Origin of the sequence: Flavobacterium sp. MFBS3-15, from assembly GCF_026107645.2 — a bacterium.
Lineage (GTDB): Bacteria > Bacteroidota > Bacteroidia > Flavobacteriales > Flavobacteriaceae > Flavobacterium.
This window is the reverse complement of the sequence record NZ_JAPCHV010000004.1, coordinates 23,067-45,524: the sequence shown is the minus strand read 5'-3', so window position 1 is coordinate 45,524 and position 22,458 is coordinate 23,067. Positions and strand designations below refer to the sequence as shown.

Genomic DNA, 22,458 nt, shown 5'->3' with positions numbered 1-22,458 from the left:
CTTAGGGTATGAGTGGCAAATCTGAAATCTACAATCTGAATTCTGAAATTTTTCCTATCCGCAAAAGTAAAGGAAATGTAGCTCGTCCATCATTTTTCTCCCACGATTCTTTCAGTTCATCACGGATAAGGTCTACAGGGTGCGTACCGTTCTTCCTTATATAATGCTGTACGGCTGACCAGGATTCGATGTAGCCCAGCAGGTGCTCAAACGACCAGGTAAAGGTTTCGGAAAACTGTTTCGTTTCAATTTCCTCAAACGGGAACGGAATGGTTTGGTAATTTTCATCCACAAACCGGCGCTCGGGATCCCAGTAGTCGCCAAGTATATTTTCATGCAGGTGATGAATCAGCCGGTCGCTTTCGGGATTAGTGGAAAACAGCCCATAGCCTGTAACCACAAACAACCCGTCCGGTTTCAGGATGCGGTACACTTCTTTATAAAAAGCATCAAAATCGAACCAGTGTATGGCCTGCGCTACTGTTATGAGGTCGAACATTTTATCGTCAAAAGATGTCGCCTCTGCCCTTTCCACCTTGTAAATGATATTGCCGGCGGGAATGGCATTGTCCAACTGCTTTTGGCTGATGTCGGTCGCATAGACCGTATCAAAATGCTTTGCCAGCTTTGCAGCTACCTGGCCGTTGCCAGTAGCCACATCGAGTGCGGCAGTTTTATTTTTCACGAAAGAGGCGATGTAGTCGATGAATTCCTGAGAATAATTGGGGCGGTAGGTGGCGTAGGTTTTGGCTTGTGCCGAGAAGTTGTCTTTCATTATCCGATGTTTACGATAAAGATAAAAAATATAACAAAATAAGGCTTGGCATTGAAAAATATTTGTACTTTGTCCCGACAAATTGACACGGCTTTATAACGCTGTATTGTTATCTTTGCCGAAAATTATTGAAACCACCATGAACGCCCTTCAACCCATTATAGAAAAGGCCTGGGAAGACCGCAGCCTGTTACAGAATGAAGAAACCACCAATGCCATTCGCGAAGTTATTGAGCTGTTAGATGCAGGAAAGCTGCGTGTTGCCGAACCCACAGAAGGCGGCTGGCAGGTAAACGAATGGGTGAAGAAAGCCGTGGTGATGTACTTCCCGATCCAAAAAATGGAAACCCTTGAGGCCGGCATATTCGAATACCACGACAAGATGCCGCTGAAGCGTGGTTATGCTGAAAAAGGCATCCGCGTTGTACCCAATGCGGTAGCACGCCATGGGGCTTATATTTCATCGGGTGTGATCCTGATGCCAAGCTATGTGAACATCGGCGCTTATGTCGACGAAGGTACTATGGTTGATACCTGGGCCACCGTAGGCAGTTGCGCGCAGATAGGAAAGAACGTACACCTGAGCGGCGGCGTAGGCATCGGCGGGGTACTGGAGCCGCTTCAGGCAGCACCGGTAATCATCGAGGACGGCGCATTCATCGGCTCCCGCTGCATTGTAGTGGAAGGCGTACGCGTAGAGACCGAAGCCGTGCTTGGCGCCAATGTGTGCCTTACCGCTTCGACCAAGATCATCGATGTGACCGGCGATGCACCGGTAGAAATGAAAGGCGTGGTACCTGCGCGCAGCGTAGTGATACCGGGCAGCTATACCAAAAAATTTGCCGCAGGCGAATACCAGGTGCCATGTGCCCTGATCATAGGTAAGCGCAAGCCGTCCACCGACCTGAAAACTTCACTGAACAACGCCCTGAGGGAATATGATGTAGCGGTTTAACCCGAACGTATGAGTGGCCACAAAACAAGAATATCTGCCCTTGCCATAGTTTTTAACGAAGAGCACAACATAAGGGAATACCTGCAAAACATGTCGTTTGCCGACGAGATTGTTGTTGTGGACTCTTTCAGCACCGATAATACACCTAAAATCATACAGGAGGAATTCCCGCACGTGCGCTTTTACCAGCGCGTGTTCGACGATTTCTCCTCGCAGCGCAACTACACCATAAGCCTGGCCGAAAATGACTGGGTGGCTTTTTTTGATGCCGACGAACGCATAACCGAAAAAGGCATTGCCGAGATCATTTCTGCAGTGAACAGCAACCCTGAAGAAGTGGCGTTTTGGGTAAAGCGCATTTTCTATTATCAGGGCAAACCCCTCATAAATAACAACTTCAACGAAGACAGGACAGCAAGGGTTTTCAGGAAATCCAAATGCCGCTATTCTGACAAGCTGGTACATGAGCAACTGAGCATCAACGGGAAAAGCCGTGTGCTGAAGCACGCCATACACCACTACTCCTTTAAGGACAAGGAAGACTTTTTGCATAAAAGGCTGCAATACTCCAAGCTGAAAGCGAAAGAGTTCTACCAGCACGGGATAAGGCCCAACGTATTCCATTTTACGGTACGCCCTGCTTTCCGCTTCTTTAAATATTATGTGCTTAAATTCGGCTTCATCAACGGCAGGCGCGGCTATGAGATTGCCTCCATTCTGGGCCACCATGTGTACATGCGCTATGTATACCTGAAGGAGATGTATGCCGGCGAAAGCAAAAAAATACTGGTCATCCAGCAAAAGATGATTGGCGACGTGCTGGCCAGCAGCGTGATATGCAACACCCTCAGGGAAAACTGCCCCGGCTCGCGCATAGACTACATGGTACATGACTTTACGCGCCCTGTAATTGACAACAACCCGAACATTGACAACATTGTCGTTTTCAGGGAAGAATACCGTAAAAGCCGCGTAGCCCTTTTTAAATTTGCATGGCGCATCCGCAAGGCAAAATACGATGCAGTGATCGATGCCTATAACAAATGGGAAAGCGGCATCATCACCCTGTTTTCGGGAGCGGAAACAAGGATAGGCTTCAAAAAGTGGTACACTTCCTTCTTTTACGACAAAACCATACAACCTGACTGGAAGGCTCCCAATTCGGCCCTCGTACACCGCATGCAGCTGGCCGAAGCCCTTACCGGCAAAAAACACCCCGTGGTATACCCCAAGATATACCTTACCGACAGCGAAATTGACCATGCCCGACAAACCCTGGCACAAAGCCTTGATCCTTCGCTTCCCGTTATCATGATCAGCGTGATGGGCAGCGACGACATCAAGAGCCTGCCGGTGGGCGAAATGGCCGCAGTACTCGACTTCATCGTTGCCAACAGCACTGCACAGCTGCTCTTTAACTACCTTCCCAAACAAGTAGTTAAAGCCACTGAGATATACAACTTGTGCCGTCCCGAAACCCGTCAAAGGATACTGTTCGACCTATACACAAAAGGGTTGCGTGAATTCATCGCAGTGCTTTCGCAGTGCGATGCATTGGTAGGCAATGAAGGCGGCGCGGTAAACATGGCCAAGGCGCTGGGCGTACCTACTTTTACCATTTTCTCACCGTGGATCAACAAAGGGTCATGGAGCATGCTCACCGATAACGAAACGCACATAGCGGTGCACCTGCAGGATTTTTACCCTGAAATATACGGTGACAGGCACCCTAAGGAATTCAAGGAGAAATCGCTTGAGCTTTACCAAAAGCTGAAGCTGGATTTGTTTAAAGACCAACTGATGCGCTTCCTGAAGATCAATATCAAACAGCAGGTGGGCGTATAAAAAGTTATCCCTGAATTACAATTGATTTTCCTACATACTCACAGTCATTGCGAGGAGGAACGACCCCGCCAAGGCGGGGTAAACTAAAGCAATCTTTCCTCGTATACTTAACTCAACTATGGCCAGAAGAAAGATTGCCGCGCTCCGTAAACTGCGCTCGCAATGACAGCACGTGGCTTGTAGTAATGTGTTGGGGAGTTTAGTTTACTCCACCGTAACACCCGGCTCTTTTACAATGCCGTAAGGTGTCCACTTGATTTTCTTTTCCTTAACCTCCTTGCGGATGGCAAGGTTGGCCGCCAGCGATTCGGGGGTTTTGTAGCCGCGGGCATGGTCCAGGTGCAGGCATACGGCCTTGTGGCGTATCTGCTTGCCTTTTACACCCATATTCTCCAGGCGTTCGCCGAATTCACGGTCGGGGCCGCCGTATTTCATCCTTTCATCATAGCCGTTGATAGCGATCATGTCCTCGCGGAAACCGGATGAGTTGCAGTTATTGAATGACGGCGTAGTTGTAGTAACGGTATCGAGCACAGCACCCAGTACAGGGCCTGCCGATAATTTAAGTGTTTGCGAAAAGCCCAGCTTGTCCTGCTTTTTCAGCCAGTCCACATCAAAGCAGTTTTCGTTGAGGATATCCTCTTTGGTGATGGCCTCGCTTGCCTTCATGGTCAGCTTGCAGTAGCCGCCGGAAAGGAACCTGCCCTTCTCAGCAAATTTAGCATGCACGGCAACAAAATCCCTGCGCGGAATGCAGTCGCCATCGGTCATGATGATGTACTCGTTGGCCGCCTCCATTATGGCAATGTTCAGGATCTCCTGCCTGCGGTAGCCTTTGTCCTCGTGCCAAAGGTGACGCACAGGAACAGGGTAATCAGCAGCATAACGGTCGATAAGCTCCTTTGTGGAAGGGCGAGAGCCGTCGTCGGCAATAATAAGCTCAAAATCTTTATAGGTCTGGTTGCTGTAGCCAATCAGGACATTCTCCAGCCATCGTTCTGCATTATAGGTACTCACTATTACGGATATTTTCATTTTGTTCTGAGGTGCTTAGTTGCTGAGGTTCTTAGCGGCTAAGGCACTCAGTCCCTTAGTCCCTCAGACCTTTTTCCGGCAAAGATAGTTATTTTGTTTTTTTGCGAAGCCCAAGCTTTTCCTTGATGCGGCGCTTGCGGTGAAAGCGGTTGCTGAAATATTCGGTATACTTAACCATCAGGGACAGCACCTCATCATAAGGCCTGCCGTACAGCTTTGCATATTCGTCGCACATCACCTCCACCAGGCGCATTTCGGGGGTGAGCTTAGCCATGTTGATGACCCTTTGCTTCAGCGTCATTTTGCTGCTGTGGAAGTTCATCCGGTTCAGGTCGACCAGGAAGAACTCATATTTTTCGTGGCCCGTCTTTTTAATCAGGGTATTGCCCGGTGTGTGATCCAGGAACTCAATGCCCAGCTCGTGCAGCCTGAATGTAAATTGCGTAAACTGGCGCAGTATGGTTTCGTGTTCCGGGTAGTCCGGTATCTCAATCAGTTGGCGGAAGGTAAGGTCGGCCTCCAGCTGCTCGCTCATGTAGTAGCTGTCCTTAAAAGAGAAAGGGCCTTTATTCTCAAAATAGGCGATGGGCTGCGGTGTTCCGATGCCTTTTTCGAGCAGCCTGTTGGCAAACTCATAGGAGCGCTGTGCCTTGCCCTTGCGGAAAAAGCGGTACACCAGCTTATTGAGGATGTTAGGTACTTTGAAGGACTTTACATTTACCGTCATGCCACCAAGCGGGAAGAGCCTGATCTTGTTGCGCTTGCCGTCGATGAAAAGAACGCCTTCTGTCTCGAAATTCTCAATGATATGGGTTATTTCTTTTGACTGCGAAAGGAATTCAGGATGGATGGCTTTGGTCATCGGCAATTGCAAATTTTGTACAAAAGTAACCATTTTGCATTTTACACTTCAAATAATTGCGCTATTTTTACCCAAATTAAGTATCTGTCTAAAATATCATAACCACATAGAAACATAGGGTTCATAGTGCTTTTGGCAGCCGTGAGACAGCATATTGCCACATAGATGAAGCTACGCTTCACGCTTTGTGTCCTTAAGCATCCCTTTTCAAGGCTTTAAACCTATGTATCTATGTGGTTAAATAAATTAGATTGTAATTATCAACCTAAGCCGCATTATGTTCAGCCATTACCTCATTACCCGCTTTAACCTGAAAAACCCAAAGTGGGACGTTACCAAAAACAACGAATCCCTGCTTACCGATGAGTGGCTGGAGCACCGGCTGTGGCTGTTCGAGAACTTCTGCTTCCCGTCGGTGGCGGCACAGGTAAACAAAAATTTCCAGTGGCTCATCTATTTTGATGTGACCACGCCCGAAACCTACAGGCAGAAGATTGCCGCCATCATTGGAAACGAGCCGAACATCAGGCTGTTTTACATTGAGGGCATGCCGGCTTTCTACCCCGAGATACAAAAGCTCATCACTGCCGAAACCGTTGGCAAGCCCTACCTCATCACCTCGCGCATCGATAACGACGACTGCATCCGAAACACTTTCATCGACGAGGTGCAGAAACAGTTCAACAACCAGGATTACCTTGCCATCGACGTGATAAAAGGCTATTCGCTGCAAATAAAGCCCGTGATCATGCTGGGCAAAAAGGAACATATCTTCAACCCGTTCATCAGCCTGATCGAGAAGAACGAAAGCCCTACCACCGTGTGGGCCAACGACCACAACCACTGGAAAAATGAGACCCGTGTAAAGCAGGTGACCGACAAAAGGCTGTGGATGTCCATCATCCACGAGAAGAACAAGGTGAACGAGTTTGACGGCTACGGCAACATCAAATGGGACGATGTGAAGAATGACTTCATCGTGTCCAAACCGATGGAAGCGACCATAAGCAGCGGCATACTCCCCCACGCTGCATGGTGGTGGACCAGTTTCAAGAACGGCCTGTACGTAAACTGGGTGCTGTTCAATAAATCGCTTAAAAAAGCATTGGGGATTTACCGACTGAAGGGAAAGTAGTTTTTTAACCACATAACATCCGGCAATGATGAAGAACAGGGTATTAAATACAGACAGCTCAAAAACAACAATCCTGATCAGGTTGATGGTTGGGGCCGTATTTCTTTCCGAAGGGATACAGAAATTTTTATTTGCCGACATACTTGGCGCGGGAAGGTTCGCAAAGATAGGCTTGCCTTCGCCTGAATTTTTAGGCAGTTTTGTTGGAGTCTCCGAAATTATTTGCGGAACGCTGGTCCTCATTGGACTCTTAACCCGACCGGCAAGCATCCCGCTTATCATTATCATGCTCGTAGCTTTTGCCACAACCAAATCGGAAGTTTTGGCCGAAAAAGGCTTTTGGGAAATGATGCACGGAAGCCGGACCGATTGGGCAATGCTCCTGGGCAGTATTTTTTTGTTGATCAAAGGTGGCGGTATGTGGTCGGCTGACAAAAGCCTCTCAAAAAATGGAGCATAATGCGCCTTTAAACGAAATTGCACGACTTTTCCTGAAGCTGGGCATCATTGGCTTTGGCGGGCCGGCTGCCCATATAGCCATGATGCAGCACGAAGTGGTCACCAAAAGAAAATGGCTGTCCGAACAGCACTTCCTGGACCTGATGGGGGCAACGAATTTGATTCCCGGCCCCAACAGTACCGAAATGGCAATTCATATAGGGCGCGAAAAAGGCGGTTACAAAGGCCTGATCCTGGCGGGCACCTGCTTCATTTTACCGGCCGTTTTAGTTACCGGCATTTTCGCTTACCTCTACAGGCAATACGGGCAGGTCCCGGAAGTACAGCCGTTCATTTACGGAATAAAGCCTGCCATTATTGCCATTATCCTGGCAGCCATTTTTCCATTGGCCAAGAAATCACTGAAGTCGGCAGGATTAATCCTTACCGGATTAGTTGCCCTGATCGGTTCTTTGTATGGCATCCACGAAATTTACCTGATGTTTGGAGCAGGTTTTTTGGCATCGGGCGCAGCTTACCTGGACAACAGGAAACAGCAAAACCTCAACGTTTTCATTCCACTGGCTTTATTTCCTGTTGCCAATAGCGCCTTACTTACCGAAACCAACGCAAGGTTGTTTTTGATTTTCCTGAAAATCGGAGCCATCCTCTATGGGAGCGGCTATGCCTTGTTTGCTTTTTTGGACACGGAGTTAGTATCTGCAGGGCTTTTGACAAAACAGCAATTGATTGATGCCATTGCGGTAGGGCAGATTACGCCCGGCCCTGTTTTTTCATCCGTAACTTTCATCGGCTACCAGATTAATGAGTGGACAGCGGCAATCATTTCGACAATCGCCATTTTTTTACCTTCTTTTATTTTTGTCGCCCTGCTAAACCCAATCGTAAAGAAAATGCGGGATTCAAAACTGTTTTCGGCCTTTTTAGACGCTGTAAACGTAGTGTCTGTCGCCATCATTACAGCAGTGTGTATTGAGATGGGTAAAGAAACAATAACCGATTGGCGGACAATTTTAATCGCAGTTATCAGTATGGCTGTTTTATTAGGATATAAGAAATTAAACAGCGCGTTTGTTGTTTTGGGCGGTTCCTTAATGGGTTATTTATTGACACTCATGTGACGTAAAGAACAACGGCGACTGCATACAGCCATCCGCAGTCAACTGATGCTGTGTACTACTGTTCCGCGAAGTCTCCCGACTTTGCGGGAGCGTTTAAAGGTCTCCAGACCTTTTTACCCATGTCAGAGACATGCCATCACTTCCACGAAGTCAGGAGACTTCGCGGAGCATTTTACCTCGCCGGCAATTTTATCAAATCCCCCATTTCCTTATTTAATCTTTCCACCGCCAGGCGCTTGATGCCTCCGGTCGGGAAGAACGTCATTTCGCCAAACAGTGTTTTACCGTTAACAGAATACAGGTCGACGCGCATGAAGATAAAGCCTTCGGATAGCTTTACGGCCACCTCCCTCATTTCATCAAAGTTGGATGGTTTGGGGATGTCGGTCATCAGGAAGCCGGCACCCGGATTTTCGGGCAGTACCTTTTGCCAGTCCATGCTGTAATAGCACTTTTTGTCGGTCCCCCCTTCATTTACCTTTACAAGCACATACTCCGGCTTGCCGTGAAAACAGTAAAATTTGTAGTCGATAAGGGAACCGTCGGCCAGTTCGCTCAGGTATTTCTCAGCGATGATGCGGGGATGGATATCCTTATAAATTCGTTCGCGGCTTTTTTTGTAGTAATTGGCCGCCAGCCATTTTTTTAGGCGCTTTGCAGCCTTCGGCCAGTCCAGCCTTCTTTTGTCCTTCACCACGATGTTCGTGCCCGATGCATGGGTGCATTTGAGCACAAAGCTGTTTGGCAGCTCGGTAAGGTCGATCTCCTCCGGATATTCGTAAATGCCATAGATATCATTGAGTATGTGGTCACCCACTTTATCCCTGACATACTTGCGCACCTCATACTTGTCGGCAAAGTCCTTGTAGGCCCCCGTATAATGAAACAGCTTGAGCCACTGTATCTTTTCCATGAACTCTTCAGGTTCCTCAAGGTTTAGATGGCGCTCATTCTTGAGGTAGTACTGGGCCTTAACGTATTTTATATCGTTATCCGAATAGGCGCTGAGATAATCTACATAAAAACGATAGAATTTCCTTTTGAAAAAGTTCATAGTTTATTTTTTGGAAGCAATTAGTACTTCGTTGAGTTCGTCAAACATTTTTTTGGCGATCACTTCCTTGGTGAAGTTATCCTTCAGGAATTCGTAGCCGTTATGGGTAAATTTCTTTTGTAATGGTTCATCATAAAGCAGTTCCTGCACCTTGTCGGCAAAAGACGATGGGTTGCCTACTTCGGCCATCAGCCCGGTTTTGCCGTGAATGAGCACCTCTCCGATACCCCCGGCATTGTTAGCTACAATGGGTACACGGCAGGCATACGATTCCAGCAGCACCCCGCCCGTAGGCTCGTTGTTGGAGGTAAACAGGAACAGGTCGAACTCCGGGAGCACCTGCGGGATGTCTTTACGGAAACCGGCCCAGATGATGTCATCGTATACGCCAAGCTCCTGTGCCAGCGACTTCACTTCGGGTTCCTGCGGGCCATCGCCGATGATGATGTAGGCAGCCCTCACACCCCTGCTTTTGAGCTCGGCCACGGTACGCACCCAGGTAAACAGGTCCTTCATTGCGGTAAATGCCGCAATGTTGCCTATGATCTTCATATCCTGCGGGATGTTGAACTCTTTCCGCAAAATACCGGTATCGGTGTGTTGGAACTTATTGATGTCGGTCACGCTGCCCACTACGCACAGCTTGCTGTGGTCCTTCACGGCATATTTGAGCACTTCGACCACGGGCTGCGACACGCAGATGATCTTTTTGATGCCTTTGTAATTGTATTTCCATTTACGCAGGAAATTGGTATCTACCCTCTTGATGAGCGTACGGCACAGCACCAACGGTATCTTCAGCCCATAGAAAAGCGACGACAGCACAGCAAGGGTATGCGACTCGCTGTTGTGTATGAACACGATGTCGGCGCGGTTTTCGTCGGCTATCCTCTTTAGCGCTTTGGCAAATTTGAGGTCGTACTCGCCACCCAGGTCCATGCCTATTACCTGCATGTTCTTGCTTTGGGCCACTTTATATATCTCGGAATCCTTTACACAAACGATCCACTGGTCCTCTACATAGCCGTAATCACGGAACGCCTCATACAGATAGATGATCTTCTGCTCGTGCCCGCGCCAGCCTTTTGATGCCGTAACCTGTAGTAGCCTCATACATTGCATTTAGTTGCGCAAATGTAATAAAATCGGCGTGCCCGAAAGGCAACAAAACAAAAAGGAAATGTTTTTTAATGGCGTTGTCTATAAAGTTTCTATATTTTTGTTTGTCAAATCCGGTAAAATGATAAAGTTCCTCGACCTGCAAAAAATAAACCTCCTGCACCAGCAGGAAATTGAGGCGCGCCTGCTGAAGGTTTTCAGGAGCGGGTGGTACCTTTTGGGCGACGAGGTAAAGCAGTTTGAGGCCAACCTGGTCCAATATATCGGATGCAAAAATGCCATTGGCGTGGCCAACGGGCTGGATGCGCTCCGCCTGATACTGAAAGCGTATATGGAGCTCGGCATCATGCAGGAGGGCGACGAAGTGATCGTTCCGGCAAATACGTACATTGCCTCCATACTCGCCATTACCGATAACCGGCTGGTGCCTGTTCTGGTGGAGCCGGACATCGATACCTATAATATAGACATTTCCAAAATTGAAGCTGCCATTACGGCAAAGACCAGGGCCATCATGATCGTGCACCTGTACGGGCGGGTGGTGTTTTCGGAAGAACTGAAGGCCTTGGCACAAAAGCACGGCCTGAAAATAATAGAGGACAACGCGCAGGCCATAGGCGCGGAATGGAATGGCATAAAGACAGGCAACCTGGGCCATGCGTCAGGATTCAGTTTTTACCCGGGCAAGAACCTCGGGGCGCTGGGCGATGGCGGTGCAGTCACTACCAATGATGACGCATTAGCCAAAACGGTGAGGGCACTGGCGAATTACGGATCGGAAGAAAAGTATGTAAACAGGTACCGGGGTCTGAACTCAAGGCTGGACGAGATACAGGCAGCGGTTCTGGATGTAAAGCTGCAGTACCTTGATGCGGAGAATGAAAAACGCAGGGACGTTGTGAACTACTATCTGGAAAATATAACACATCCTGAAATAGTATTGCCGTGGCTTCCCGATAATGAAAGGGAACATGTTTGGCACCTGTTTGTCATTCGGACGAAAGATCGTGACGGGCTGCAGCAATACTTGAAGGAGAACGGTATCCAGACGCTCATCCACTACCCCATACCGCCCTATAAGCAGGAAGCGTACCCGGAACTGAATAACCTATCCTTCCCGATCACGGAAAAAATACATGAGGAGGTTTTGAGTTTGCCGGTAAGCCCGGTGATGAACAAGGAAGAATTGCAAAAAATTATTGAAACAATAAATAGCTATAAATAATTTCGATATAACGTAAAATTCAACTTTTTGCGAATGAAAAATGACTCGGAAGGACCCGATTTTGGGATTGTAGTTCACATAAAAGAAAACCATACCCAAAAATCATCATGTCAGCCATCAAAAGTCATATTTATCGGTACAAAAAAACACCCCCGGCTCACCCCTAAATCCTATATTTAATATGATTTTAGGGGTATAGGGAACTAAAAATATTTTAAACAGATCAAAATGTCAGATCAAAACATAAACCAGGAGGTTCATAACGCCTTTGAAGCCATAAAAAACGGCGGCATTATCCTGTACCCAACTGATACTGTGTGGGGTATTGGCTGCGATGCGACTAATCCCGAAGCCGTAAAGAAAATATACGCCCTGAAGCAGCGCGAAGAGAGCAAAAGCATGATCGTGCTGATGAACAGCGACCGCATGATGCACAATGTATTCAGGGAGATACCGGAGGTTGCCTGGCAGATACTCGACCTTAGCGAAAAGCCCACTACCCTGATTCTGGACAACCCGCGCAACGTGGCGCCGAACATCATTGCAGAAGATAAGAGCCTTGGCGTACGCCTGGTTAAGGAGCCTTTCTGCTACAAGCTGATGGAGCGCATGAAGAAGCCCCTTGTGTCTACTTCGGCCAATATCAGCGGGATGCCTACGCCCAATTCTTTCAAAGAAATAGACCATCATATTTTGGACGGCGTAGACTATATCGTAAATTTGCACCGTGAAAAAGTATCTGCAAAGCCTTCGGCCATCATCAAGCTGGGGAACAACCTGCAGGTAAAAGTGATTCGACCCTAAATGGAAAACAATACTTCATACAAAGAAGCCCTTACCAATACAATATTCAGCATTACCTCGCAGGCCGCAAAGGAGCTTGATGTTAAAAGCTACGTCATTGGCGGTTTTGTGCGCGACCTGCTGCTTAAGCGTGACTTTAAAAAAGACATCGACATCGTGGCTGTAGGCAGTGGCATCGACCTGGCGCAAAAAGTCTCGTCGCTATTGCCAAAAAAACCTAAAGTGCAGATTTTTAAGACTTACGGTACTGCCATGCTCAAGTTTGAGGACATCGACATCGAGTTCGTAGGTGCGCGCAGGGAATCATATACCGAAGACAGCCGTAACCCACATGTCGAGACCGGCACGCTGGAAGACGACCAGAACCGCCGCGACTTTACTATAAATGCACTGGCGCTTTCGCTTGACGGGGAGGATTTCGGCGCGTTGGTCGACCCTTTTAACGGCGTGGAAGACCTGAAAAACAAGGTCATTCGCACACCTTTAAACCCTGACATTACCTATAGCGACGACCCGTTGCGCATGATGCGCGCCATACGCTTTGCCACACAGCTTAACTTCACCATTGAAGAGGAATCGCTAAAGGCCATTGAGCGAAACAAGGAGCGCATAAAGATCATTTCAGGCGAGCGCATTGTAGACGAACTGAACAAGATACTCTCAGCCCCGGTGCCATCCATCGGGTTTACATTATTATACCAAACAGGACTGCTGGACATCATCCTGCCTGAGCTTACAGCCCTCAAAGGCGTTGAGGAAGTAGAAGGGCAAAGGCATAAAGACAATTTTTACCACACCCTTGAGGTAGTGGACAACATAGCCCCAAATACCGATGATGTTTGGCTGCGCTGGGCGGCATTGCTGCATGATATAGGCAAGGCACCGACTAAGAAATTCAGCAAAAAAGTGGGCTGGACATTCCACGGGCATGAGTTTGTGGGCGGCAAGATGGTGAAAAAACTGTTTGAGCGCCTGCACATGCCTATGAACCAGAAGATGAAGTTCGTATCAAAGATGGTGATGCTGAGTTCGCGCCCGATAGTGCTGTCGCAGGACATCGTGACCGATTCGGCTGTGCGTCGGCTGGTATTTGATGCCGGTGAGGACATTGAAAGCCTGATGACACTTTGCGAAGCCGACATCACGACCAAGAATCCGAATAAGTTTAAAAAGTACCATAACAACTTTAAGATCGTACGCCAAAAGATCGTGGAGGTAGAGGAACGTGACCATGTGCGCAACTTCCAACCGCCCATTACAGGCGAAGAGATCATGGAAACATTCGGACTAAAGCCCGGGCGTGAGATTGGCACTTTAAAAGAAGCCATTAAAGAGGCTATACTTGAGGGCGAGATACATAATGATTACGAGTCAGCGCATGCTTTCATGATGGAGAAAGCGGGGAAGATGGGGTTATCGGTTCAGGGTTCATAGTTTAGCGCCATGGCTTCAGTGTCATTTCGACCGAAGCGCAGCGGAGTGGAGAAATCCCATATCCTGAATTGAGATTTCCCCATAATGGAAATGACAAAGCGCAATATAAAAGTGACCAACATCATATAATACATTACGGCAACATCCGTAATTCGCAATAAATTTTTAAGATGCAAAAGCTTTTCATAAAAGTTACAAAAATATCCCTGGTACTTGTATACCTCGTAATTGTAGCAGGCGCACTCGTACGCATGACCGGCTCCGGTATGGGCTGCCCTGACTGGCCAAAGTGCTTTGGTTACTACATCCCCCCAACTGATATATCCGAATTGCAATGGTCGGCTAACCATGAGTTCCACAAGGGGCAGGTGATCATTAAGGATGAAAAGCTGTGGGTAGCGAAAGAGACCTTCACCACAGGCGCAGCATATGACGCGGCACAATGGGAAGCCTACACAAAGCATGACTATGCAGAGTTCAATCCCGTGCATACCTGGGTTGAATATGTAAACCGCCTTGTAGGGGCATTGGCTGGGATGGCAGTTTTTGCAATGGCTGTCCTTTCAGTAGCTGCTTTCCGGAAAACAAAAACCGGTATCGTATTATTGTCGTGGCTTTGCGTGTTGCTTATGGGATTCCAGGCCTGGCTGGGCGCAACGGTAGTTTATTCGGTACTGAATCCGGTGAAGATCACGATACATATGGTAATGGCTTTGGTGATAGCAGGGCTTATTCTATACATACTTGACAAGGCAAAGAGCTTATCGTCCAACTTAACTTTAATGAAGCAGGACAGGCTTTATAAAACCTTGTTATGGATTTCTTTAGCACTGACACTCATACAGGTAGTATTGGGCACCCAGGTGCGCCAGTTTGTAGATGAACGCGTAAAAATGCTCGGCTATGAGAATATGAACCTGGTACTGGACAACCCGCTGGTGGCATTCTATTTTCACCGTAGTTTCTCGTTCGTGGTATTTGGCATCAACCTGTGGCTGTACCTCCGCAACAGGAAACTCAACCTTGGCTACACCAAAACAAACTGGGTTATGTGGCTGATTTTCTTAGAGATTGCTTCTGGTGTTGCAATGTACTATCTTGATTTTCCGTTCGGCATGCAGAGCGTGCACCTGGTTATGGCATCGGTATTGTTTGGGGTGCAGTTTTACATGATACTGGAAATCAAGAGGAAACACTAAAATTCATCCACATAATTTCTGCATCCATTCTGTTTTTATAAATTTATATTTTAAAAACACAATAATGGATAATATTACAACTTCATTAGCTTTCTCAATGTTTAGTAATAAAGGAGTTTATGCTCTTTTATTAGGAAGCGGGATATCAAGAAATTCAGGTATTCCAACAGGATGGGATGTCGTTATGGATCTTTTAAAGAAGTTGTCTGTTTTAGAAGGCAATACCTCTGTTGAGAATTTAGAAGACTGGTTCATTGAAAAGTATAAAGAGGAACCTGACTATTCCAATTTACTTGAAAAATTAGCCTCTACTCCTTCAGAAAGGTTAAACATAATGAAACCATATTTTGACATTTCTGAGACAGACTCCGAAAATGGTTTAAAGAAACCAACTTTAGCACATCAACATATTGCAAAACTTGTCAAAAAAGGTCTTATCAAAGTTATCATAACAACCAACTTTGATAAACTTTTAGAAAAGGCTCTTGATTTGGAAAATATCCAGCCGCAAGTTATTAAACATTTTACTGATATTCAAGGCGCTATGCCTTTGGTACATTCTCAATGTACTATCATAAAAATCAATGGAGACTATATGGATAGTCGCTTTTTAAATACTAAAACAGAATTACAGGATTACGATATTTCTTTAAAAGAATATTTAAGTACAATCTTTAATGACTTTGGGATTATTTCTTGTGGGTGGTCGGGAAAATGGGATAGGGCTTTACTGGAATCAATTAGACAAACAAACAACTATAGGTTTGGAAGTTATTGGTGCTACCTAAGAAATTGTGAACCTGAACTAATTGAATTAGCTAAAAATCGAAAAGGGCAAATTCTTCAAATTGATAGTGCAGATAAATTTTTCTTTGAGATATTTGAAAAAATCCAAGCTTTGGAATATTTAAATGATAATCATCCACTTAATGCTGATATCGCTGTAGCAAGAATAAAAAAGTATATAACTAAAGAAGAAAATAAAATTTTACTTTTTGACTTATTAACTTATGAGGCAAAAGAATTAGACAGAAAGCGAAGATTGAAGTTTAATGCAGGACTTTATCCCAATAAAGAAAATTTAAAACCAGTATTAGATTACTACATTTCTAACCTAGACATAATTCTTCCTATGTCAATTACAACTACCATTTGGGGGGAAGAATATCATCACGAATATTTGTTAAAGGTATTAAAAATTATAACAGAGCCTATTAATTTTATAGGATCGCTATATGATGATTCAAAAAGGATGCAATATATACCAGGATTATTTGTCTTTTATAGTATTGGAATTTCGTGCATTATAAATCAAAATTATACGCTTTTAAATAAAATATTTCAACTTAAAATTTTTAAAGTTCCGGAAGATTATTCTAAAGTTTTTATTGTAGAAAAATTACACTCTTTTACAATTGATAGGGATGTTGCAAATAGTATTTTGGAAAAAAATTACAAAACACCTTTGAGTACATATTTACACGAAAACCTTAAGCCATTTTTTCAAGATATAACATCAAATGATCAGGAATTTATAGAGAATTTTTGCATTTTCGAATATTATATATCTTTAAATTATTTATCCAAACAGCCCAGGATAACATCTTGGGCACCTGTTGGAGAGTATATTTGGAGGCATGCTTGGAGAAACGACGAAGACTACATAGAAAATCATTTTAGTCAAGCAGAAATTCTCCAAAACGATTGGGCTCCTTTGATATCTGGCATGTTTAACTCATCATATGAACATTATCGAGATATTAGAAACAAACTTATAGATTTTTTACGACAGGTTCATTTTTAATTTAGCATAGCTTTATAATTTCCTTACCATCAATTTGGCAAAAACAGGTTGTAATTTTACAATACGGAAAACAACTAATAAAATATACATCATGCCAAATTCAACGGAGATCCAGGGAGGCTGGGACGAATTCAAAGGAAAACTGAAACAGAAATATGCCGAACTTACAGACGACGACGTTACGTATGAGGAAGGCAAAGAAGATGAAATGTGGGGAAAACTTGAGCAGAAATTAGGCAAGGCAAAAAAGGAGATACTCTCTTTATTCCAATAGCCTTTTCCCTTGGGAAACGTACCACATATTCCGAAACTGTTCTATGAGTGTAATTGCTTATCGAACAGTTTTTTTTGTTTCATTTGAAGTTTCAAATTGTAGATTTCATATTGAGCTTTACTGATACTCAATAAAATCATCCAATTCGTGGCTGAATTCTTTTATTGGGTTTGCCAGTCGTAAAAATTAAAGTACTTTTGCACCAGTTTAATTTTATACTGACAAATGAAACCTAACACACAACAACTTAACGACTTAACAATCCAGGTAAGAAGGGACATCCTGCGTATGGTACATGCCGTAAATTCTGGCCACCCGGGCGGATCGCTTGGCTGCACCGAATTTTTGGTAACGCTTTACCAGGTATTGATGGACCGTAAGGAAGGCTTTGACATGGATGGCTTAAATGAGGATATCTTCATTCTTTCCAACGGGCATATTTCACCTGTATTCTACAGCGTACTTGCACGCAGCGGATACTTCCCCGTACCTGAACTGGCTACTTTCCGCCACATCAACTCAAGGCTGCAGGGCCACCCTACCACACACGAAGGCCTACCAGGCGTACGCATCGCATCCGGATCGCTTGGGCAGGGAATGAGTGTTGCCCTTGGCGCGGCACAAACAAAAAAGCTTAACGGTGACAATCATATCATATACAGCCTCCATGGCGACGGCGAGCTCCAGGAAGGGCAAAACTGGGAGGCCATCATGTATGCAGCAGCTTATAAAGTGGATAACATCATCGCAACCATCGACGTTAATGGCAAGCAGATTGACGGGCCAACCGACGAAGTATTGCCAATGGGCAGCCTGAATGCCAAGTTCACTGCTTTTGGTTGGGATGTTGTGGAAATCCTTTTAGGTAACGATATCGAAGCCATCATCAAGGGCATGACCGATGCCAAAGAACGTACAGGCAAAGGAAGGCCGGTTTGCGTATTGCTGCACACCGAAATGGGTAATGGCGTTGATTACATGATGCACACGCATGCATGGCACGGCAAAGCGCCAAACGATGAGCAGCTACAGCTTGCTTTTGCACAGAATGCGATAACACTTGGTGATTATTAATATTTCAGATTGTAGATTCCAGAATTCAGATTAAGCTTCACTCGTGCCGGACCCCCCCCCGCAACCTTAATTGGAATGAGTGGCAATCTGAAATCTGAATTCAAACTTACAATCTGAAATTCAAACTTACAATCTGAAATTCAATGAAAAAATACACAAATACAGGAAGTAAAGATACACGTTCGGGTTTTGGTGCAGGCCTTACCGAGCTTGGAAAAACTAATGAAAATGTCGTTGCCCTTTGTGCCGACCTAATCGGTTCGCTTAAGATGGACGACTTTAAAAAGAACCACCCTGAGCGTTTCTTCCAGGTGGGTATTGCCGAGGCCAATATGATAGGAATGGCAGCAGGCATGACGATTGGCGGAAAGATACCTTTTACAGGCACTTTTGCCAACTTCTCTACCGGAAGGGTATATGACCAGATACGCCAGTCAGTTGCATATTCAGACAAGAATGTGAAAATATGTGCATCGCACGCCGGGCTTACCCTGGGCGAAGACGGAGCTACTCACCAAATCCTTGAGGACATTGGCCTTATGAAGATGCTTCCGGGCATGACGGTCATCAATACCTGCGATTACAACCAGACAAAAGCCGCGACAATTGCCATTGCTGAACACCACGGACCTGTCTACCTTCGTTTCGGAAGGCCTTCAGTGCCTAACTTCACGCCTGAGAATGGTGAGTTTGTTATCGGGAAGGCAGTTTTGCTAAACGAAGGCAATGATGTAACCATTATCGCCACCGGCCACCTGGTTTGGGAAGCACTTATTGCAGCTGAAGCCCTGGAAGCGAAAGGCATCTCTGCAGAAGTAATAAACATCCACACTATCAAGCCGCTTGATGAGGAAGCCATCCTGAAATCAGTTGCCAAAACAGGCTGTGTAGTAACTGCTGAAGAGCACAATATTCTTGGAGGCCTTGGCGAAAGTGTTGCACGTACACTGTCGCTTAACCACCCCGCACCGCAGGAATTTGTAGCTGTTAATGATAGCTTTGGCGAATCAGGAACTCCGGCTCAATTAATGGAAAAATACAAACTCAACAACCAGGCGATTGTTGAAGCTGCTGAGAAAGTGATCAGGAGAAAATAATTTTTCCCATCATTATAAACAAATCCCGTTCGGAAATGAGCGGGATTTTTTGCTTGTACATTACAAAAAAATCCCGATGCCGTTACGACATCGGGATATATTTTTGACTGTTATCTAGTTGTGGCAAGTGGGGTCAAGATGCCTTTTGACTGTACCCCCCGTACAGGTTGGTATGGCATCAAACTCATAGTATTCTGCCGGATCGCTACCCGGTATTTTGATTTCATCTATAGTCAGGTAGCCATCGCCATCATCGTCGATGTCCAGGTAGTTTGGCGTTTCATCACCATCGGTATCGTAATCATTAAGGTCGATTCCCGGCTCTGTTTCATCTTTATTGAGGATACCATCATTATCAAGATCAGTATACTCAAGATCATATAACTTAAAGGTAAATATCAGCGAATCATATGCCGATATGAGTCCACGTGGCGAATTGTAATACCCCAGACCTGAAGGCAGGAACATGATACCTGCCCCAAAATTTTGGAAAGACGCAGGATTTGGATCATTAGGTATATCAATGTACTCACCTGTTTTAAATAACGGGATAATTTCCTGCCAACCTTCGATTGATGACATTAGCGAAGATTGGTTTTGCGGATAAGGCGTATAATCGAACTGTGTGCCATCCAGCAACTCACCCCTATAGGCAGTAAGAACATTATCAGCCCTTGTAGGAGAATCGCCAACACCTTCATTCAGTGTAATATAATATACTGTATAATCAACATCGTTGCTGTTCACGATTTTACTTTGAAGCGGGTATTCCGTTTGGTCCCAAATAGAAACCTGCGAACCTCCCTCCTGTATCTCGGCAAATGTTACATCAAATGTTGCCGGATCCACTGTCATGTAGTGTGATTTCAGATAATTCTCTATATCAGCTTTCTCAGTAGCATACTGTACAGCATAATCTCTTGGTGGGGCAACATTGGCACCATCATCTTTTTTGCAGGCAGTAAAAACAGCTATAAGTGAAAGAAGGCCAAAAGCCTTTAAAATTCTATTCATTTTAATTTTTTTTAATGGCGCAAGATACAATTTTCATTTATTTTTGTATGGCATTATAACAACGATTTTTAGGAATTAGTATGAGGATTGATAAATATTTGTGGTGCACCCGCTACTACAAAACCCGCAGCCTGGCTACTCAGGCCATTCAAAAAGGACATGTAACCGTAAATGGGCAGCAAGCGAAGGCTTCAAGGGACATTTTTCCGACAGACAGAATTACAGTGCGTCGTGACCAAATCAATTATATCCTTACCGTACTGGACATTCCCAAGAGCCGTATTGGCCCAAAATTGGTAGACATTTACAGAAAAGACGAAACACCACAAGAGGCCTTTGAACATTTGGAACTGCTGCGCCTTACAAAAGAGCATTACCGTGCTAAGGGTACAGGAAGACCTACCAAAAAAGACCGACGTGACCTGGATGAATACGGTGATGATTTTGACGATGATTTTTGAATCTGACGAAAAATAATGCCTTATATTTACAAAACGAATCCACCCAAATGAAAAATATCATTCTTACACGCCAGGAAATTGAGCATAAAACAAGGCGTATTGCCTACCAGATATATGAAACGTTTCCCGACGAAAGTGAAATAGTTTTGGCCGGGGTTGCCAACAGCGGCTACCTGTTTTCCAAAATGATTGCTGAGGAATTAAAAAAGATAGCTCCGTTTGGAGTGACATTGTGCGAAGTAAGGATAAACAAAGAGAATCCGATAGATATAATTGAAACATCGCTTACGGCAGAAGAATATACAAACAAATCACTTGTATTGGTGGATGATGTATTAAACAGCGGTACAACCCTTATATATGGTGTAAAACACTTCTTGGATGTTCCCCTCAAAAAGTTCAAGACTGCGGTACTCGTAGACCGTAATCACAAACAATTCCCTGTAAAGGCAGATTTTAAAGGCCTGTCATTGTCGACCTCGCTTCGGGAACGTGTTCAGGTAGTACTCTCTGAAGAAGATAAGTACGCTTATCTGGAAGATTAGTAAAGACTCATAATTGCATCCGCCACTTCACCAGGAGATTTATCATCAGTGGCAACAATGTGTTTTGCCTGATGGTAGTAATAACTGCGGTCAAAAAGGTGTTTGGCAACATATTCCTGCAATTCATTATAGGGCAGGTTGTCCAATAAGGGCCTCCCTTTTTCCTGTTGCATAAGGCGTTTCACTATTTCATCAATGCCGGTTTTCAAATAAACTGACACTACATCTTCCTGCTGTAGAAAAACATGATTGTTTGCATAGCAGGGAGTACCTCCGCCAAGGCTCAATACAAAACCTTCTTCAAGAATAAGAAGTTCCTTAAGGCTTTCGTGTTCCAGCCTGCGAAATTTTATCTCACCATCTTCGGCAAAGATCCTTGAAACAGTTTTCCCGGCTTTTTGTTCTATGATTTCATCGAGATCGATTGCAGGCAAAGCCATTGCTTTACCCAATATTTGGGCAACTGTCGTCTTCCCTGAAGCCATGTACCCACACAAAATTATCTTCTTCATAGTAATAAAACCCTACAAATTAGGGTATTGAATAATTTAATCAAAAAAAACTCAAATTTATAATAATTTCGCTTTGAATAATTAATAATACATCCGTATATTTGCACCCGCATTCAGGGAATGAATTTATTGACTCGGTAGCTCAGCTGGTAGAGCACATCACTTTTAATGATGGGGTCCTGGGTTCGAATCCCAGCCGGGTCACAAAGACCTTATATTTCCTGATGCCACGACTCGGTAGCTCAGCTGGTAGAGCACATCACTTTTAATGATGGGGTCCTGGGTTCGAATCCCAGCCGGGTCACAAAAAGTTAAGCCGCGACGAAGCATGCTTAACTTTTTTTATTTGAAATGTTACCGGCCATGTGGAGAAATTGGTAGACTCGCCATCTTGAGGGGGTGGTGCTGCAAGGCGTGCTGGTTCGAATCCAGTCATGGTCACAAAAAATGAATGCTATTACCTAAATAAAGGTAATAGCATTTTTTGTATCCTTCAATTCCAATATCAGGCTAAATAACCAATTCTCACAAAATTTATCTTAAAAGGCATAAAATTTGTTAGGGTATTTTAAATCCTAACTGTTTAAAAGATTATTTCTTACAAAAAATTATCCATTTTGCTTCGTACAAATAAATTGTTAACAATATATCAACT

The 22,458-nt window shown here is 44.9% G+C and carries 22 protein-coding genes and 3 tRNA genes; 18 read left to right on the top strand and 7 right to left on the bottom strand.

Annotated features, from left to right (window positions below):
• Positions 1-28: 28 nt before the first annotated feature.
• Positions 29-775 carry a class I SAM-dependent methyltransferase gene (locus OGH69_RS05215; RefSeq protein ID WP_265173394.1) on the bottom strand — a complete coding sequence of 249 codons (747 nt, stop codon included), beginning with the start codon at positions 773-775 and terminating at the stop codon, positions 29-31.
• Positions 776-914: 139 nt separating this feature from the next.
• On the opposite strand from OGH69_RS05215, the gene OGH69_RS05210 reads away from it, so the two are divergent.
• On the top strand, positions 915-1,730 hold the full coding sequence (locus OGH69_RS05210; protein WP_265173393.1) for a 2,3,4,5-tetrahydropyridine-2,6-dicarboxylate N-succinyltransferase: 816 nt from the start codon (positions 915-917) through the stop codon (positions 1,728-1,730).
• A 9-nt stretch (positions 1,731-1,739) separates the two neighbouring features.
• Positions 1,740-3,575 carry a glycosyltransferase family 9 protein gene (locus OGH69_RS05205; RefSeq protein ID WP_265173392.1) on the top strand — a complete coding sequence of 612 codons (1,836 nt, stop codon included), beginning with the start codon at positions 1,740-1,742 and terminating at the stop codon, positions 3,573-3,575.
• A gap of 204 nt (positions 3,576-3,779) precedes the next feature.
• On the opposite strand, the gene OGH69_RS05200 is transcribed toward OGH69_RS05205, so the two are convergent.
• Together OGH69_RS05200 and OGH69_RS05195 are read right to left on the bottom strand one after the other, a co-directional pair.
• Positions 3,780-4,610, bottom strand: coding sequence for a glycosyltransferase family 2 protein (locus OGH69_RS05200; RefSeq protein ID WP_265173391.1), 831 nt, complete (start codon positions 4,608-4,610; stop codon positions 3,780-3,782).
• Between the two features lie 88 nt (positions 4,611-4,698).
• Complete coding sequence (locus OGH69_RS05195; RefSeq protein WP_265173390.1) at positions 4,699-5,472, bottom strand: lipopolysaccharide kinase InaA family protein; 774 nt, start codon at positions 5,470-5,472, stop codon at positions 4,699-4,701.
• 277 nt (positions 5,473-5,749) lie between these two features.
• Here OGH69_RS05195 and OGH69_RS05190 point away from each other — a divergent pair, with 277 nt between their 5' ends.
• From OGH69_RS05190 to chrA, 3 genes are read left to right on the top strand one after another with little or no spacing between them, the layout of a single operon-like run.
• A complete protein-coding gene (locus OGH69_RS05190; RefSeq protein WP_265173389.1) occupies positions 5,750-6,607 on the top strand; it encodes a glycosyltransferase in 858 nt (285 codons plus the stop codon).
• Between the two features lie 25 nt (positions 6,608-6,632).
• On the top strand, positions 6,633-7,067 hold the full coding sequence (locus OGH69_RS05185) for a DoxX family protein (protein ID WP_265173388.1): 435 nt from the start codon (positions 6,633-6,635) through the stop codon (positions 7,065-7,067).
• Positions 7,057-8,187: a chromate efflux transporter gene (chrA, locus tag OGH69_RS05180; protein ID WP_265173387.1), complete on the top strand. Its 1,131-nt coding sequence runs from the start codon at positions 7,057-7,059 to the stop codon at positions 8,185-8,187. The genes OGH69_RS05185 and chrA overlap by 11 nt, the downstream gene beginning before the upstream one ends.
• A 172-nt stretch (positions 8,188-8,359) precedes the next feature.
• On the opposite strand, the gene OGH69_RS05175 is transcribed toward chrA, so the two are convergent.
• Both OGH69_RS05175 and OGH69_RS05170 read right to left on the bottom strand, forming a co-directional pair.
• Positions 8,360-9,241 carry an ATP-grasp fold amidoligase family protein gene (locus tag OGH69_RS05175; protein WP_265173386.1) on the bottom strand — a complete coding sequence of 294 codons (882 nt, stop codon included), beginning with the start codon at positions 9,239-9,241 and terminating at the stop codon, positions 8,360-8,362.
• Between the two features lie 3 nt (positions 9,242-9,244).
• A complete protein-coding gene (locus tag OGH69_RS05170) occupies positions 9,245-10,354 on the bottom strand; it encodes a glycosyltransferase family 4 protein (RefSeq protein WP_265173385.1) in 1,110 nt (369 codons plus the stop codon).
• 127 nt (positions 10,355-10,481) lie between these two features.
• Here OGH69_RS05170 and OGH69_RS05165 point away from each other — a divergent pair, with 127 nt between their 5' ends.
• The 8 genes from OGH69_RS05165 (at position 10,482) to OGH69_RS05130 (ending at position 19,271) form a co-directional block, all read left to right on the top strand.
• Positions 10,482-11,585, top strand: a complete 1,104-nt coding sequence (locus OGH69_RS05165) for a DegT/DnrJ/EryC1/StrS family aminotransferase (RefSeq protein ID WP_265173384.1) — start codon at positions 10,482-10,484, stop codon at positions 11,583-11,585.
• A 228-nt stretch (positions 11,586-11,813) separates the two neighbouring features.
• A complete protein-coding gene (locus OGH69_RS05160) occupies positions 11,814-12,389 on the top strand; it encodes an L-threonylcarbamoyladenylate synthase (protein ID WP_265173383.1) in 576 nt (191 codons plus the stop codon).
• Entirely contained in the window at positions 12,390-13,823 is a 1,434-nt protein-coding gene (locus OGH69_RS05155) for a CCA tRNA nucleotidyltransferase (RefSeq protein WP_265173382.1), read from the top strand.
• 170 nt (positions 13,824-13,993) lie between these two features.
• Positions 13,994-15,022 (top strand): COX15/CtaA family protein, encoded by a 1,029-nt coding sequence (locus OGH69_RS05150; protein WP_265173381.1) that lies wholly within the window; start codon positions 13,994-13,996, stop codon positions 15,020-15,022.
• A 64-nt stretch (positions 15,023-15,086) separates the two neighbouring features.
• On the top strand, positions 15,087-16,826 hold the full coding sequence (locus OGH69_RS05145) for an SIR2 family protein (protein WP_265173380.1): 1,740 nt from the start codon (positions 15,087-15,089) through the stop codon (positions 16,824-16,826).
• A 91-nt stretch (positions 16,827-16,917) separates the two neighbouring features.
• Complete coding sequence (locus OGH69_RS05140; RefSeq protein WP_265173379.1) at positions 16,918-17,100, top strand: CsbD family protein; 183 nt, start codon at positions 16,918-16,920, stop codon at positions 17,098-17,100.
• 225 nt (positions 17,101-17,325) lie between these two features.
• Positions 17,326-18,174, top strand: coding sequence for a transketolase (locus OGH69_RS05135; RefSeq protein WP_265173378.1), 849 nt, complete (start codon positions 17,326-17,328; stop codon positions 18,172-18,174).
• A gap of 143 nt (positions 18,175-18,317) precedes the next feature.
• Entirely contained in the window at positions 18,318-19,271 is a 954-nt protein-coding gene (locus tag OGH69_RS05130; protein ID WP_265173377.1) for a transketolase family protein, read from the top strand.
• A 114-nt stretch (positions 19,272-19,385) separates the two neighbouring features.
• Here OGH69_RS05130 and OGH69_RS05125 read toward each other — a convergent pair whose 3' ends face one another.
• Complete coding sequence (locus tag OGH69_RS05125) at positions 19,386-20,285, bottom strand: FKBP-type peptidyl-prolyl cis-trans isomerase (protein ID WP_265173376.1); 900 nt, start codon at positions 20,283-20,285, stop codon at positions 19,386-19,388.
• Positions 20,286-20,365: 80 nt separating this feature from the next.
• Between OGH69_RS05125 and OGH69_RS05120 the strand changes: the two genes are divergently transcribed.
• Positions 20,366-20,746, top strand: a complete 381-nt coding sequence (locus OGH69_RS05120; RefSeq protein WP_265173375.1) for an RNA-binding S4 domain-containing protein — start codon at positions 20,366-20,368, stop codon at positions 20,744-20,746.
• A gap of 47 nt (positions 20,747-20,793) precedes the next feature.
• Positions 20,794-21,291 carry a phosphoribosyltransferase family protein gene (locus OGH69_RS05115; RefSeq protein ID WP_265173374.1) on the top strand — a complete coding sequence of 166 codons (498 nt, stop codon included), beginning with the start codon at positions 20,794-20,796 and terminating at the stop codon, positions 21,289-21,291.
• On the opposite strand, the gene OGH69_RS05110 is transcribed toward OGH69_RS05115, so the two are convergent.
• Positions 21,288-21,803, bottom strand: a complete 516-nt coding sequence (locus OGH69_RS05110) for a shikimate kinase (RefSeq protein ID WP_265173373.1) — start codon at positions 21,801-21,803, stop codon at positions 21,288-21,290. The two genes, OGH69_RS05115 and OGH69_RS05110, sit on opposite strands and share 4 nt — an antisense overlap.
• 131 nt (positions 21,804-21,934) lie before the next feature.
• Here OGH69_RS05110 and OGH69_RS05105 point away from each other — a divergent pair.
• The 3 genes from OGH69_RS05105 to OGH69_RS05095 all read left to right on the top strand — a co-directional run bounded on the left by OGH69_RS05105 (position 21,935) and on the right by OGH69_RS05095 (position 22,244).
• A tRNA-Lys gene (locus tag OGH69_RS05105) sits at positions 21,935-22,007 on the top strand.
• A gap of 27 nt (positions 22,008-22,034) precedes the next feature.
• A tRNA-Lys gene (locus OGH69_RS05100) sits at positions 22,035-22,107 on the top strand.
• A 55-nt stretch (positions 22,108-22,162) separates the two neighbouring features.
• Positions 22,163-22,244: transfer RNA gene (locus OGH69_RS05095), tRNA-Leu, on the top strand.
• Positions 22,245-22,458 lie beyond the last annotated feature (214 nt).

Excerpts from the sequence above, each read along its gene's own strand:
- OGH69_RS05160 (WP_265173383.1), top strand. The coding sequence starts at position 11,814 with ATGTCAGATCAAAACATAAACCAGGAGGTTCATAACGCCTTTGAAGCC.
- OGH69_RS05210 (WP_265173393.1), top strand. The coding sequence starts at position 915 with ATGAACGCCCTTCAACCCATTATAGAAAAGGCCTGGGAAGACCGCAGC.
- OGH69_RS05150 (WP_265173381.1), top strand. The coding sequence starts at position 13,994 with ATGCAAAAGCTTTTCATAAAAGTTACAAAAATATCCCTGGTACTTGTA.
- OGH69_RS05130 (WP_265173377.1), top strand. The coding sequence starts at position 18,318 with ATGAAAAAATACACAAATACAGGAAGTAAAGATACACGTTCGGGTTTT.
- OGH69_RS05190 (WP_265173389.1), top strand. The coding sequence starts at position 5,750 with ATGTTCAGCCATTACCTCATTACCCGCTTTAACCTGAAAAACCCAAAG.
- OGH69_RS05120 (WP_265173375.1), top strand. The coding sequence starts at position 20,366 with ATGAGGATTGATAAATATTTGTGGTGCACCCGCTACTACAAAACCCGC.
- OGH69_RS05170 (WP_265173385.1), bottom strand. The coding sequence starts at position 10,354 with ATGAGGCTACTACAGGTTACGGCATCAAAAGGCTGGCGCGGGCACGAG.
- OGH69_RS05110 (WP_265173373.1), bottom strand. The coding sequence starts at position 21,803 with ATGAAGAAGATAATTTTGTGTGGGTACATGGCTTCAGGGAAGACGACA.
- OGH69_RS05135 (WP_265173378.1), top strand. The coding sequence starts at position 17,326 with ATGAAACCTAACACACAACAACTTAACGACTTAACAATCCAGGTAAGA.
- OGH69_RS05195 (WP_265173390.1), bottom strand. The coding sequence starts at position 5,472 with ATGACCAAAGCCATCCATCCTGAATTCCTTTCGCAGTCAAAAGAAATA.
- OGH69_RS05165 (WP_265173384.1), top strand. The coding sequence starts at position 10,482 with ATGATAAAGTTCCTCGACCTGCAAAAAATAAACCTCCTGCACCAGCAG.
- OGH69_RS05175 (WP_265173386.1), bottom strand. The coding sequence starts at position 9,241 with ATGAACTTTTTCAAAAGGAAATTCTATCGTTTTTATGTAGATTATCTC.
- OGH69_RS05140 (WP_265173379.1), top strand. The coding sequence starts at position 16,918 with ATGCCAAATTCAACGGAGATCCAGGGAGGCTGGGACGAATTCAAAGGA.
- OGH69_RS05205 (WP_265173392.1), top strand. The coding sequence starts at position 1,740 with ATGAGTGGCCACAAAACAAGAATATCTGCCCTTGCCATAGTTTTTAAC.
- OGH69_RS05125 (WP_265173376.1), bottom strand. The coding sequence starts at position 20,285 with ATGAATAGAATTTTAAAGGCTTTTGGCCTTCTTTCACTTATAGCTGTT.
- OGH69_RS05155 (WP_265173382.1), top strand. The coding sequence starts at position 12,390 with ATGGAAAACAATACTTCATACAAAGAAGCCCTTACCAATACAATATTC.
- chrA (WP_265173387.1), top strand. The coding sequence starts at position 7,057 with ATGGAGCATAATGCGCCTTTAAACGAAATTGCACGACTTTTCCTGAAG.
- OGH69_RS05215 (WP_265173394.1), bottom strand. The coding sequence starts at position 775 with ATGAAAGACAACTTCTCGGCACAAGCCAAAACCTACGCCACCTACCGC.
- OGH69_RS05115 (WP_265173374.1), top strand. The coding sequence starts at position 20,794 with ATGAAAAATATCATTCTTACACGCCAGGAAATTGAGCATAAAACAAGG.
- OGH69_RS05185 (WP_265173388.1), top strand. The coding sequence starts at position 6,633 with ATGATGAAGAACAGGGTATTAAATACAGACAGCTCAAAAACAACAATC.
- OGH69_RS05145 (WP_265173380.1), top strand. The coding sequence starts at position 15,087 with ATGGATAATATTACAACTTCATTAGCTTTCTCAATGTTTAGTAATAAA.
- OGH69_RS05200 (WP_265173391.1), bottom strand. The coding sequence starts at position 4,610 with ATGAAAATATCCGTAATAGTGAGTACCTATAATGCAGAACGATGGCTG.